This window comes from Aetokthonos hydrillicola CCALA 1050 (genome assembly GCF_017591665.1).
GTDB classification, from domain to species: domain Bacteria; phylum Cyanobacteriota; class Cyanobacteriia; order Cyanobacteriales; family Nostocaceae; genus Aetokthonos; species Aetokthonos hydrillicola.
In genome coordinates this window covers 51,277-65,449 of sequence record NZ_JAAKGC010000031.1, presented here as the reverse complement: position 1 = coordinate 65,449, position 14,173 = coordinate 51,277, and the positions used below count along the sequence as shown (strand labels likewise).

Here is a 14,173-nt window from a genome sequence, read left to right as displayed (position 1 = left end):
CTTAGGCTTCCTCATTCGAACTAGCGTAGTAAAGAAAATCTTCCAATTCTTGTTGCATCTCAGGTAATTGTGAACTTTCTTCTGCGATCGCGTCTTCAATCTGATCTAACAAATCTTGTAACTCCTCTGCTTGCTCATCATCTAGCGTTTCTATTACTTTTTCAGCACGGTTTAAAAGCGCCTGAAGTTCTGGATCAATTTCTATTGGCTCGATTGTCCTCTCTGAGGAGATTTCAACTGTTTCGTCACTCTCAAACAAAGCGTCCAACTCTTGCCTTGCTTGGTTGAGTTCATTACTAGAAAGTCGTTGGATACCTGTATTATTTACCACCAATGTCCCCTGTTGTCCTTTGCTTTTCTCGGTAGTGGTGACAGTGAGAATACCGTTGATATCAAAATCAAAGTGAACTTCAACTTGAATACTTCCGGCTGGTTTGGGTGGTAAGTTCTCAACTTTAAAAGAGCCTAAAGGAACATTTTCTTCAGCAATGGGATTTTCTCCCTGGAAAACTTCAATTTCCACCGCTTCTTGATTATCCGATAAAGTGGAATAAACTTCAGAACGAGAGACGGGAACAACGCTATTTCGGGGAATAATGACACTAAAGTATCCTGGCATAATTCCCAGTGCTGTATCCACCGCAGCAGCAATACCTAGGGAATGGGGAATAACATCTACAAGAATTGAATCCACCGATTCCCCTACTAGCACCCCAGCCTGTAAAGCTGCTCCCAAAGCCACACACAGATCAGGTTGAATCCCATCAGTGGGAGGTTGTCCCAAATGCTCCTCTATCATTGTTTGCACCAGAGGAATGCGTGTAGAACCACCAACCAAAATGATGCGGTCAATCTCGTCTGGTTTAAGGTTAGCATCTGATAGTGCTCGGTCAATTGCCTCTAAAGTTTCTTTCAATAGTGGCTGGATCAGTTCTTCAAACTCTGTTCGTGCTACTTCCACTTCTAAATGAAGTGGGGTTTTACCCTTACTGCCCAAAAAGGCTTCCCGTACCGTAGCAAAACCATGGGAACTCAGTTCTATTTTTAACTGCTCTGCTGCTCGGAGTAAACGCGCTTGAGTTGCTGCATCATCTGGCACATCCACACTATGTTGTTTGCGGAATATATTTGCTAGATGCAGCTGCAAAAGTCTATCAAAATCATCTCCACCCAAGCGATTGTTACCGTGGCTAGCTAGAACTTCCGTAACGTCTCCTGTAATTTCTACTACCGAAACATCGAAAGTACCGCCACCTAAGTCATAAACCAAAACCTTTTCAGTATCTTCAGAACGCAAGTCATAAGCTAAAGCTGCCGCTGTTGGTTCGTTAATGATTTGTAGAACTTCCAAACCTGCTATTTCTCCAGCAGTTTTCGTTGCCTGCCGTTGAGCATCGGTAAAGTATGCTGGAACAGTAATCACTGCTTGGGTTACTGGTTCTCCCAAAGCACTCTCTGCTCTTTGTTTGAGAGAACGGAGAATAATTGCAGAAATTTCATGAGGTAAATATTCCCGAGTCTCGTTACCAGATGCTTCTCGCTTAGCTGCATCTGCACGAACACCAATATCTAAAGTCGTTTTATGATCAGTTCCCATCCAGCGCTTAATCGACTTAACAGTGCGCTCAGGAGCTGCTGCATACTGGCGCAGTGCTTCTCGACCCACCAGAAGTTTACCTGTATCGCTAAAGCCAACACAAGAAGGTAAAATTAAATCACCATCTTCTCCAGGTAACACCCTTGCCTGACCATTTTCGACAATCGCCACTTCAGAATTCGTTGTCCCTAAGTCAATACCAACTGCTCTCATAATTTTTTTTCTTAGTTATTTAGTTAATAATCAGAATTCAGGAGCCAGCCCCTTTGGGGAAGTCAAAAGTCAAAAGTCTTTATTCTCCCCCTGCTCCCCCTGCTCCCCCTGCTTCCCCTGCTCCTCTGCTCCCCTGCTCCCTACTGCTACAATTACTTGGGCTTCTCTAAGTACGCGATCGCCCCATAAGTAGCCGCGTACAACTTCCTGAATGACTGTATTTTCAACTACATCAGCACTTTCTCGTCGTCCTACAGCATACATTGTTTGGGGGTTAAATGGTTGTTTTTCAGCTTCAATGGGAACAACACGCCGTTGTCGCAGTACTTGTAGGAGCGATCGCCTAATTAACTCTACACCCTGTTGATTGCTGGTTAAAATTTCCCTTAAAGATGTTGATTCTGAGGATGTTTCAGTTAGTTTGGGCTCAGCTTGCTGGGGAAAAAGACTCTGTTTTAACTTTCCCCAAAAACTTGTTTGCTCTTGTGACTTTGGGGTAGAAGTAGCTGATATGACTTCTAGTTCTTCTTCCCAATAAGCACAAGCGCGATCTAAAGCATCCTGGATACCCAATAAATCTTGTAGCAGTTTCTCCTGCTGCTGCTCATACTGAGCCAATGCCTGTTTTTGGCTTTCTTCTAAACGTGTTTGCAGTTGCTCTTCCTGTTTGCGAGTTTCTTCCAAAGCCTGTTGCAGAGCATCTTGAGCGGAACGCAATGTTTTACCCTGTTGCTTAACTTCATGGCGCAAAGCAACCCATTCTGCCACCATTTGATAGGGATCAAAGGATTTACCTATTTCAGGAGTTTCACCCAAATACTCAGGTGGTGTTTGTTCTGAGTGTAAATAATCTAGAAATTTAGCAAATAAAGCTTCTTTCTCATTATCATTTGTCATTTGTTGTTTTTATCAATTAAAAATTATAAATTAGAATGTCGCACGGATTAAATCGTCCAAGCTCACTTCTAGTTTAGAAAGCGCTTTTTCTCGCACTTGTTTCAACAATTCTGGATCAATTTCTGCTTGTAAAGGACGAGTTTTTAGAAAATCCTCGTATTGATTTGTTTCTCCTTTGCGAAGCGCTTCATAAGCTGCTCGAATTTCTTTAAATTCCTGTGGATAAGTATGGGCAGGGAATTCGCGCAATTTGGCATGATATGCCGCCTTGATTTCAGCGGGTGTAGCTCCAGGAGAAATTCCTAAGCGTTCGTAGTTGGAAAGCATAATATAAGGAGTCAGAATTCAGAAGTCAGAAGTCAGAATGAATTAGATGGTGATTTGACCACAATTAATTATAGATACCCTGAATACATTGGGGATTTAGGCGATTTACAGGAATAAATATACCGCCGCCGTTGGTTTCGACTTCGCTCAACCAACTAAGAGATCGTGAGTTGAGCGAAGTCGAAACTCACACTCCCCAGGTATTTATCACCTTAAGCCCCCTTACTAATTTACCAGATGTACAAGATTCCTGTGTTTATTCTGACTCCTGACTCCTGACTCCTTTTCTTAAAATAATTCTTGGAACCCTCCTCTTTTTCTACCTTTTTGCTTTTTGGAAGTGGGTTTGAATTTTCCAAATCCAAATATGGAGTCTAAGTCTAGTTCATCATCATCATCTTCATAATATTCATCATCATCATCATCCTCTAAGCCAGGCATATTGTTTAACATCATCTCTTTTAGTTCGGGAAGCATTCGTTCAAATTCAGCTTTAGGAACTTTACTGCCCAATAATTTTCGGAGCATCTCGTCAAGTAAGTCATCTAAATCTGAGGAATCTAGATCGTCGAATCTCTCTGGATCTGGCATAATTCTGAGAGTTTCCTTCTCAGAGAGAAACGCTTGTTCTTCTCTAAATGCTTGTAATGCTTTGGCATCTTGTAGGCGACGGGCTAATTCGAATCCCTGTTGCTTCAACTTCTCGTAGTTTGGATCCTGCACAGGATAGGTAGTGGCTCTGGCTAATAGAAGTAGGGGGTTTTGAGGTTCCCGACGCAGTGCTTCGTCGAGGCTAGGTGCTAGAGTTGCTATGTTGCCAAAGCGGCGTACTTGGAACTGAATATTTGCTAGAGCATTACCTGGTTGCGGCATGTTATTGAGGTAAGCTTGCAAAGGAACGTCTAGTTTTTGCGGACTATTTTCTTTTACAGCTAAAACAACAAGATGAGCAATTTTGGCTTCTGGGTATTGTGATGATAGCTCCAACAGCTTTTGAATATACTTATTTGTTAAAGCTGCGATGCCTTTTTCCCGTTTAGCAAATAAGATGATAGGAAGAGCGATCGCTTGCAATACTGGAATTTGCTCATCCCCAGACAATTTTTGCAGTAGAGTTTCCCATTCTTTGGTTGCTGCTGGTTGATTTAATGAAACTCTTCCCCCAGAGTTGGGAGGACTTTGTACTGCGTTGACAAAAATCTCACACGCATTCAAAGCTGGATCTTTGCTATCTTTACCTTGTATCAGTCGGCTAAAAAATGGGTAACTGAGTGTTGATAGAGCTTGTACCCATGGTGACACTTCCGTTGCTTTATCAATATTAATTTGAATGTCGCCAAAGTCCTTACCAAAACGGCGACGCGTTTCATTGAAAGCTTGTTCATCACCGACTTTTTTGCAACACCCCAGCAAAATACCATAAACTTCTTCATACCGACAGCCGTTTTCTAGTGCTTGGGTGAGGAGTGGTATTGCTTGAGTATAATTGTCTTGTGAAGCAGCGATGAGTCCTTTGCGCCCGATCACTTCTGGAGATGTTGGACAAATACGTTCTGCTTGTTGTACGGATGCTAAGGCTGGGCGATCGCGATCCATTGCTATATAATTATCTGCTAGTAGGCAGTGAATATGAGCTAAAACTAGGTTCAATCGCTCTTTTGGCCATTCTTGGGGTTTTTGTTTCCCTTCCTGCTCTAACCACTTCAACAAACGAGTTAACAGACGTTGGCGTTCTTGGTAAGAATCGTTAAGTTCTAATACTTCTATAAGGTTGACTGCTAACTGTGGGTTAAAAGGTTGTTCTGTCAACAATGGTTGCCAGAATAGTTCCACACATTCTGTTTCTTCTTCGGTGAGTGCCTGTTGACCTGCTAGAGTTAACAATGATGGACGAAGACTTTCTAGTTCTTTAAAATTTGTAGAACGGCGGTCAATTTTGAGTAGCACATGTGCTGCTTCATGGTAATTGTCCTCATCAATTAGTTGCACGACTTGTAGTGCTTTCGTTGCCTCTTGGCTAACTTTATCTTCTTGTTTAAGCTCTACAGGCGGTTGTCCTGTCTTTGCCTTCTGGAAAGTTGCTAATCGCTCTAAAATAGGATGTTCCAAGTACTTTGGCTTACTATAAGATAAGCCAAATTGCCCAGATGATGACTTCAACCCCAAAAGATTAGCTGCTGCGTCCCAATTCCCAATTGTCTGTTGAGTGTAAACAATCCAAGCGAACGGGTAATCTCCAGGTGTTATAGAATTCTTAATTTTTTGAAAAGATGTTAAAGCTGCTTCTGATTGTCCATTTTTTATGGAAAGAACACCCTTTATCCAGTGGAGTTGAGCAGTGCTAAATTGTTTAGCTTGTGTGTTAATTAACTGTTCAACTGTGGCAGTATCTCCCTTAAGCAACAAAACCTTCAGGTAACAGATACTGTAGTCTTTAATCAAACTACCTTTCTCAAAAGCATCACGGAGCAAATCAACAGCCGCATCCAATTGATTCAACTCCAGTAAGCACCTAGAGAGCCAGTAATAAACCTCTCCAACAAGACCCAATTCTAAAGCATGCTTGAACGATTTTTGTGCCTGTTTATAATCTTGTTTTTCAAATTCCTGCTGACCGCGTAGCAACCAAATCTCTGATTCTTTGGGCGTGAATTCAATATCAGGTTGTGAACGTTGAATTTTTTTGATTTCTTCTAACGCCTGACGATATTTTTTCTGCTTTAGCAATTCTTGTAGTTGCATGTCAAAGGATTTTTCAGCTAATGGCTTCATGCTGGGAACCTGTTGTTGCAACCGATGTTTGGACTGATTCTTAGCCACTAGACTTTCCTCCTGATTGTTTTCTGATTTTCCCTCTCATATGAAAGGGTAGCTTTAACAATTTACTTAGGTTTCTTATTAATGCCACATCCATATAAAAATTAACCTTTTATTTAATCTGCCTCTAATCCTCTTAGCTAACTTAGAGGGTGTTTGAAAAGTGATTAGCTGTGATTTTCATCACATTATTACCCCCCTTAATCCCCCCTTGCAAAGGGGGGAAACAACGAAAATCTAGTTCCCTCCCCTTTATAAGGGGAGGGTTAGGGTGGGGTAAAAAATATTTGATACATCAATCATGACTTTTCAAACATCCTCTTAACAGTTCCTAGCTTCAAGTCGGCAATTGCTGTTACATGCTTATTTAGCATTCGTTCCAAACCATATAATCTGTCCCGGGTTATATGCGAGCACATGACTCTGGTTAGAGCAATGTATATTTTTGGTAGAATCCTGACGACGATAAGAACATGTTGATGTTACCACCAGTTGCAATAACTTGGTAGTACTTTATAGGATTCCTATTAAATACTTAGTACACGGATACGGCTGTGTCCAATATTGCCTTAACGAAGTCTGGTCGGATAATAACGCTCGTACTCAAGTTGCAGAACAACCAAGTATTTGGTCTGAGTATCTCAGGTTTACTTTCTCAGTGGCTGAAATAGGGGTATTAGTAGCATTTGAACAAAAACTTGGTCTACGGGTGTCTGTCTCGCACTTTCTTAGCGATCGCCACATTCATGAATCAATGTTTCTCGAATCCTTTGCTAAACTAAAGTTGGAAAAATATAGACTTTAACAAAAGAAGATGTTGAGTTGATCACAGATAATCATCTTAGTTCGTAGCATATATGGTAACGATTTCTACACAAGTCAGTGAGCTTGAACTGGAAGACTTTCAAGGCAAAGTTACTCAAAATGTTATACTCCCCAATGTGAGCTGGCAAACCTACAAAGCACTATTGGCTGACATGGGTGATCACCGTACTGCTCGTCTCACCTATGCTCAGGGAGTCCTTCAAATTAAGATGCCATCTAAGCTCCACGAAATCATTAATCGGTTATTGGCAAGAATTGTCACAACCCTAACAGAAGAACTGGAATTAAATGTTATTGATTTGGGATCAACAACTCTAGACAGGGAGGATCTTGAAAAAGGAGCAGAACCTGATACTTGTTTCTATATTCAAAATGCCAATCAACTCCAAGGACTAGATCCTGATATTCCTAAAAATTTGCCCCCCGACTTGGTTATTGAAGTGGATATCACCAGTCCTTCTACCCACAGAATGGAGGTATACCTTGCTCTAAGTATTCCTGAAGTTTGGTGCTACACGAAAAAACAAGGATTGAAAATTTATTACCTGGAAGCAGATGCGTATCATCGGGACTATGTTGAGTCAGAGTTTAGCCTTGCCTTTCCTAAAGTATCTGCACAAGTACTCAATCAATTTTTGCAACAGCGCCAAACTCAAAACGAAAATACTGTGATTCGTTCTGTCCGAGATTGGATTCGGAAGTGACTGCATTTAAATTAGCCAGGGATTATAAATATTATGGGGAATTGTACCACCCGTCATGGCAAAAACTTCGCCATTAACGTATTCGTAGCGAACTTCTTGCTGAGGTTCCCATTCGAGATATTCCTCGACAGTCATTCTTTGCGGTTCTTGCGTGATCGCTACCATAATTTAGACTTTTTCTTGGCTCTGGTTTGATTGTAGCGTTTTGGAATGTGTCCCACTAACAACAGTCACAATCAAGCAGCTTGGCTAACAACATTTGCGAGAAATTGGGTGAGTTGTTGAATTAGCGATCGCTGCTGAAGAATCTGAATTTCTCCAGTGGTTAGGCTATTGAGAACGCTGGTGACAGGAGGATTAGCTAGGCGTGTTTCTAAATCAGTCTTTACTTGAAAGAGAATTGCTTCTAGTGTAGGATCTGCCATAAATACTTTGTAAGGAACTCCCGGAGACGCTGGAAGAAGCAAACTTGTGATGGTAACAGCTTGTTCTTGAATCGAACCTTCCTCAGTGGTATTTGCGTCAATGACCAATGCAACGGGTCGCATACGTTCTGAGAGAATGGTTCCAGCGAGCGAGCTAGCAGAATATCTGCCATGAGCTGTAACAAATTCTGTTCTCTGCACAAGCTCAGTTGGTAAAAGTTTTTTCAGAATTTCAGTGTTTGTTTACTTTTCAGTAACCAAATATACATTTTTCATGGTACTTCTTCAATCTCTAATATAAGCTGTTGCGCATTTAATTTTTATATAGAACGCGGGCAAGATGCCCGGACTACAATAATTTTAAGGTGTTGTCTTATACAAGATAGCTGCGCACCAGCTTAGATTGTAGTTTGGTATTGAGGTTTACTTTAGCTGGTCATTTTCACTACATGACTTTAATTCTTGAGTAATTAAATCCTTGTTGACATCATGCTCAAAAACATTATTATTTTTGTAAACATTAGGTGAAAAAGCTTGATAATAGCTCTTTAACCACTGGCAACCCCGTGTGACTAATTGACCCAACGTGTCTACCTTCCAGACCTGCGCTGTTTTGTCATAGGAAGCAGTAACAATGTACTGATCATCCTGGCTAAAACTCGCACTGTTGACCCAATTCTGATGACCCAGCAAAACAGCAAGTTGGCGACCGCTCAAGTCCCATACCCGCGCTGTTTTGTCATAGGAAGCAGTAACAATGTACTGACCATCCTGGCTAAAACTCGCACTGTTGACCCCATTCTGATGACCCTGCAAAACAGCAAGTTGGCGACCACTCAAGTCCCATACCCGCGCTGTTTTGTCACTTGATGCAGTAACAATGTGCTGACCATCCTGGCTAAAACTCACACTATTGACCCCATCCTGATGACCCTGCAAAACAGCAAGTTGGCGACCACTCAAGTCCCATACCCGTGCTGTTGAGTCTAATGAAGCAGTAACAATGTGCTGACCATCCTGGCTAAAACTCACACTATAGACCCTATCCTGATGACCCTGCAAAACAGCAAGTTGGCGACCACTCAAGTCCCATACCCGTGCTGTTTTGTCATAGGAAGCAGTAACAATGTGCTGACCATCCTGGCTAAAACTCGCACTGTTGACCCAATCGTGATGACCCTGCAAAACAGCAAGTTGGCGACCACTCAAGTCCCATACCCGTGCTGTTGAGTCTAATGAAGCAGTAACAATGTGTTGACCATCCTGGCTAAAACTCGCACTCCTGACCCAACTCTGATGACCCTGCAAAACAGCAAGTTGGCGACCACTCAAGTCCCATACCCGCGCTGTTTTGTCACTTGATGCAGTAACGATGTGCTGACCATCCTGGCTAAAACTTGCACTCCAGACCCCATTCTGATGACCCACCAAAATAGCAAGTTGGCGACCACTCAAGTCCCATACCCGTGCTGTGTTGTCATCTGATGCAGTAACAATGTGCTGACCATCCTGGCTAAAACTTGCACTCCAGACCGGATCCTGATGACCTTGCAACCTAATGGGGCGACCACTCAAGTCCCATACCCGCGCTGTTTTGTCATAGGAAGCAGTAACAATGTGTTGACCATCCTGGCTAAAACTTGCACTGTTGACCCAACCCTGATGACCCTGCAAAGTAGCAAGTTGGTGGCCACTCAAGTCCCATACCCATGGTGTGTTGTCACCTGATGCAGTAACAATGTGCTGACCATCCTGGCTAAAACTCGCACTGCTGACCCAATTCTGATGACCCTGTAAAACAGCAAGTTGGCGACCGCTCAAGTCCCATACCCGCGCTGTTTTGTCACCTGATGCAGTAACAATGTGCTGACCATCCTGGCTAAAACTCGCACTATTGACACTATCCTGATGACCCTGCAAAACAGCAAGTTGGCGACCACTCAAGTCCCATACCCGCGCTGTTTTGTCACCTGATGCAGTAACAATGTGCTGACCATCCTGGCTAAAACTCGCACTGTTGACCCCATTCTGATGACCCTGCAAAACAGCAAGTTGGCGACCACTCAAGTCCCATACCCGCGCTGTTTTGTCATCTGATGCAGTAACAATGTGCTGACCATCCTGGCTAAAACTTGCACTGTTGACTTTACGACCCTGCAAAACAGGAAGTTGGCGACCACTCAAGTCCCATACCCGCGCTGTGTTGTCATCTGATGCAGTAACAATGTGCTGACCATCCTGGCTAAAACTCGCACTCTTGACCTTATCCTGATGACCCTGCAAAACAGCAAGTTGGCGACCACTCAAGTCCCATATCCGCGCTGTTTTGTCATCTGATGCAGTAACAATGTGCTGACCATCCTGGCTAAAACTCGCACTCTTGACCTTATCCTGATGACCCTGCAAAACAGCAAGTTGGCGACCACTCAAGTCCCATACTCGTGCTGTTTTGTCATCTGATGCAGTAACAATGTGCTGACCATCCTGGCTAAAACTCGCACTATTGACACTATCCTGATGACCCTGCAATACTTGCCGTTGCCATCCTAAGCGATCAAGAATTGTTGTTAAAGCCAAGATTGGGCTAGCAGCGGGGTACTGTTCGAGTTTTTGGAGATGATTGTTCTTGATTATAGTTTGTAGATGCTTTCCATCTTTTATTGCAGCTAATAAAGCTCCCATCGGATCAAATTCTGATTGTGCTACATTTGATGCTCCTGCCCTTTCTAGTCGAGTAACATCCTGAGCAATATAAGCCTGTTTCCATTGCTCTTGGGCAAAAACGAGTGATGCGATCGCGCCTATCAAAGTTATCCCTAATACCACAAAACCAAGACGAATTCGTTGATTAGCTTTGCGATTCGCATCGGCTAAAACCAGTTTTGCCTGTTCTTCTGCTTGTAGCTTTTTTTCAACCTCTTGCTTGTCTAACTCTTGACTTGCTGCTAAAAACTGGTAATCTATATCACTTAAGCTTTTACCTACAGCCCAAGCTTGTGCATCTTGTAAAGCTTGTCCTCTCAGCAAGCGTGACTCATCTTGTCGCCCTGAATCAATCCAAGCTTTGAGAGTATCAGAGTAAGGGCGCTGTTTTGCTAGTTCGGTTTCACACCAGTACTCGTTAAATACTTCCTGATAAATGCGATTGTAAAAGAGCAGTTTTCCATCACGTTTGACAACCAAACCCGTTAAGCGCAATGCAGCCTGTTCATGGCTATCATCTGCAATGATTTCTTGATGTTGTGATATTTGCTGACATAGTGCTAGTAATCTTCCAGTAAGCTGCTGACTACTTTGAATTATGCGATCGCGAATTGTCTTCAGGTGTTCTGGTTCATCCTGAGATTCCCAATTAGAAACGACCTTGCTTTCCACCAATTCCTGTATCCACTGTCGTGCTTTATCGTTTGGAATCGGAGAATCATTTTTATTAAGAATTAATTTACAAAGTTTTTGGGTAAGAAATGGTTGTCCCCCTGTCCACTCTAATACTGCTTCCATCACCGACATAGGACTATCAGTTTTGGGAGCTAAACCTTCAGCCAATGGTTGTGCTTCGTGTAACTGAAAACCAGATAGTTCGATTGCTTTACCAATATTAAAAGGTGTGCGTCGCCGATCCTGAATTAAATCTGACGGTGTTGCAACTCCAAATAAAGCAAAACTCAGCCTTTGATAATCTTGGTGAGTTGCACGACTGTTATAAAATTCACGGATAACAGCAAAAAAATCATCAATATTAAAATTGAGGGTTAATACACTGTCAATTTCATCAACAAAAATGACTATTTTTCCAGGGATTGACTTGAGCAGTATTTTATCGACAAACTCACTAAATCGGTTAACCGGAGATAATGAGCTTTGACTAGACCACCACTCGCTTAAATCAAAGGTTTCGTAGAGATCAAGGCTGTTAATAATACCATTAATCACCCCTGCATACCATTGCTCTGGAGTAATATCGGAAGTGCCAATAGCTGTAATGTCAATATCAGCACAAGCAATACCCTCTTGAAGCAACCGTTGCATTGTTTTTACCCGCAGACTTGACTTACCCATTTGCCGAGAGTTGAGAACATAGCAAAACTCTCCTGCTTTTAATGCTTCATAAAGATCAATATCTGCTTGACGTTCTACATAAGTTGGGGCATTAATTGGCAAACTGCCCCCAACCTGATATTCATAAGATGGGCGGGGTGTAGCATTCATTGGATATATTTCAACTTTTGCTTAAATAATATCTACCGGTTACAACTGCGCTTTTCCAGATTTTAGCCAAGAAATTTTGACCAAATTTAGCTTTATCCGTTCATAATTCAGTTCAAACGCTCACGAAAGTACTTGCGATACAACTCACATGAGGGAATGATATTATTTTCTTGAAATTTCACCAACCCCATACTGCGTAATTTAAATGCCAACGCCGAATCTACCCGTACTGCTCCAGTAGCTAAAGCTACTTCTTTCATAGCACTAGCTAGCTGACTATCCTCTTGTAAAGTCGACAAATGTCTACGCAAATGGTCACAATAAAAACCTTGTTCTGTCGGTGCAATTCTTAATAGTTGTGATAAAGTAGTCCTACCACGAGCTATTTCATACAGACCTTTCCTAACTAAATAGGGATGACCTCCTAACATTACCATAAATTGCTGAATTTCTTCCCAAGTCCACTTTAAACGATGCTGTTGAACCAAATACTCTACTTGTGAAAAGCTAAACTCTGGTAATGCAATCGGTAATCCCACATTAAAGGGTGATTGATTGATATTCAAAGGAATATAAACTTCCTGACAATGCACGATTACCAATCGCAATTTTTTCCAAATTTCTTTGTTTTTAGATGTTTCATGCCAAGCTCTTAACAAGGCAAAAAATTCTGAAGAAACTTGCGGATATTGAAAAAGTCTATCAACGTCATCCAAACCTATAATAATAGGGCTAGAAATTTCTGAGAGTAGGTATCTTTGAAAGTAGTTTGTACATTTATCCTTATTAACCAAAAAGCCTTGCCAATATTCTGATAGCCTATCTTTAAGATTCAATGCTTGAGCAACACTACCACAAAACCACTGCAAGAATTTATCTAGATTAGTAAAAAAATCTACATCTGCTAATTGAAAGTTTATGTATGCCGTTTGACAATTGTGTTGGGCTCCATGATGGAGAATACGTGTCAAAAGTGAAGTCTTACCCATTTGTCGAGGGGCTTTAATCCGAATCAGTGATCCTGGTTGTAAAATTGCTTCATAACAATCGGCTTCCATTGGTTGACGTTCCACATAAAAAGCAGATTGTAAACATACTTGTCCTTCAGGTTGTTCAATAATGTTTGGTTCTTGAGAATTTCCCGCCTCAGATTCACTAAACAATTGTCTAAAGAATTGGAAAATTCTTTGAAACAAAGATGTTTCATTCGCTGATGAGGAATAGTTTGGAAAAGACTCAAGTGGCGGTATCGTCAAAGTTGTTTGCTCTGGTGGTCTGAACCGGACTGTTGAAGTTTGATAAATATTTATATATCCCTGCAAGGCTTTGAGTGCATCAGTAGCGTTCTGGTAGCGCTGAGTGTAGTCACGACGTACCATCTTATCTAAAATTTCGGCAAAACTATAGTTAATATCAAGCCCATTTGGAAGCAAAGTACAAGACAATTCGCCATTGTTATCCTGTGGTAACTGTTGAGGAAATAAGCCACTAAGGGCTTGAAGACCGATAACACCAACTGCATAAATATCACTAGATAATTCAGGCTTTCCGTTGGCTTGTTCATTTGGCATATAGCCACGAGTCCCAATCGCTACAGTCAAAGTCGATTGACCTTGTGGATCTGATGTCAAAGCACTCAGTTCTTTAACTGCTCCAAAGTCTATTAATACAATCTTTCCATCTTTTCGCCGCATTAAATTCTGTGGTTTAATATCGCGGTGAATGACGTTTTGTTGATGAACAAATGCTAAAACTTCCAAGATCTCTGTCAAAAGTTTAAGCACTACCTCCTCGCTCTTGCGAGAGGCTGGAGTTATTTCTTGTCTTAAATTATCTCCATCAACAAATTCCTGAACTAGATAGAATTCTCCATTTTCTTCAAAATGAGCGAATAATTTCGGGATCTGATCATGTTCATTACCTAATCGGTATAAAATTTGTGCTTCTTTCTCAAAGAACCTTTTAGCAGTTTCCAAAACATGAGGACTTCGATCTCTTGGGTTGAGATGCTTAACAACACATTGGGGTTGTCCTGGCAAATCTAAATCAAAAGCTAAATATGTATAACCATACGCCCCATTTCCAAGGAGCTTGTCAATCTTGTAATGATTCCGGAGCGTTTTTCCAAACAGAGGGTGTTGGCTCATGTTAGACTTCAT

General features: G+C 41.7%; 10 protein-coding genes. 2 read left to right on the top strand and 8 right to left on the bottom strand.

Annotation, left to right across the window (positions count from 1 at the left end):
• Position 1: 1 nt before the first annotated feature.
• The 4 genes from G4P69_RS17390 to G4P69_RS17375 all read right to left on the bottom strand — a co-directional run bounded on the left by G4P69_RS17390 (position 2) and on the right by G4P69_RS17375 (position 5,854).
• Entirely contained in the window at positions 2 to 1,810 is a 1,809-nt protein-coding gene (locus G4P69_RS17390; RefSeq protein WP_208340197.1) for an Hsp70 family protein, read from the bottom strand.
• Positions 1,811 to 1,879: 69 nt separating this feature from the next.
• On the bottom strand, positions 1,880 to 2,707 hold the full coding sequence (locus tag G4P69_RS17385; protein WP_208340198.1) for a nucleotide exchange factor GrpE: 828 nt from the start codon (positions 2,705 to 2,707) through the stop codon (positions 1,880 to 1,882).
• 30 nt (positions 2,708 to 2,737) lie between these two features.
• Positions 2,738 to 3,034: a J domain-containing protein gene (locus G4P69_RS17380; RefSeq protein WP_208340199.1), complete on the bottom strand. Its 297-nt coding sequence runs from the start codon at positions 3,032 to 3,034 to the stop codon at positions 2,738 to 2,740.
• Positions 3,035 to 3,322: 288 nt separating this feature from the next.
• A complete protein-coding gene (locus G4P69_RS17375) occupies positions 3,323 to 5,854 on the bottom strand; it encodes a tetratricopeptide repeat protein (protein WP_208340200.1) in 2,532 nt (843 codons plus the stop codon).
• A 499-nt stretch (positions 5,855 to 6,353) separates the two neighbouring features.
• Here G4P69_RS17375 and G4P69_RS17370 point away from each other — a divergent pair, with 499 nt between their 5' ends.
• Together G4P69_RS17370 and G4P69_RS17365 are read left to right on the top strand one after the other, a co-directional pair.
• Positions 6,354 to 6,656, top strand: coding sequence for a hypothetical protein (locus G4P69_RS17370; protein ID WP_208340201.1), 303 nt, complete (start codon positions 6,354 to 6,356; stop codon positions 6,654 to 6,656).
• 52 nt (positions 6,657 to 6,708) lie between these two features.
• Complete coding sequence (locus tag G4P69_RS17365) at positions 6,709 to 7,380, top strand: Uma2 family endonuclease (protein WP_208340202.1); 672 nt, start codon at positions 6,709 to 6,711, stop codon at positions 7,378 to 7,380.
• Between the two features lie 6 nt (positions 7,381 to 7,386).
• Here the strand turns inward: G4P69_RS17365 and G4P69_RS17360 are convergent, their stop codons facing one another.
• The 4 genes from G4P69_RS17360 to G4P69_RS39290 all read right to left on the bottom strand — a co-directional run bounded on the left by G4P69_RS17360 (position 7,387) and on the right by G4P69_RS39290 (position 14,161).
• Positions 7,387 to 7,545 (bottom strand): Uma2 family endonuclease, encoded by a 159-nt coding sequence (locus G4P69_RS17360; protein ID WP_279605119.1) that lies wholly within the window; start codon positions 7,543 to 7,545, stop codon positions 7,387 to 7,389.
• Between the two features lie 71 nt (positions 7,546 to 7,616).
• Complete coding sequence (locus tag G4P69_RS17355; protein ID WP_208340203.1) at positions 7,617 to 8,006, bottom strand: hypothetical protein; 390 nt, start codon at positions 8,004 to 8,006, stop codon at positions 7,617 to 7,619.
• Positions 8,007 to 8,228: 222 nt separating this feature from the next.
• On the bottom strand, positions 8,229 to 12,014 hold the full coding sequence (locus G4P69_RS17350; protein ID WP_208350635.1) for an AAA-like domain-containing protein: 3,786 nt from the start codon (positions 12,012 to 12,014) through the stop codon (positions 8,229 to 8,231).
• 107 nt (positions 12,015 to 12,121) lie between these two features.
• Positions 12,122 to 14,161: an AAA-like domain-containing protein gene (locus tag G4P69_RS39290; RefSeq protein ID WP_243902238.1), complete on the bottom strand. Its 2,040-nt coding sequence runs from the start codon at positions 14,159 to 14,161 to the stop codon at positions 12,122 to 12,124.
• Positions 14,162 to 14,173: the final 12 nt, after the last annotated feature.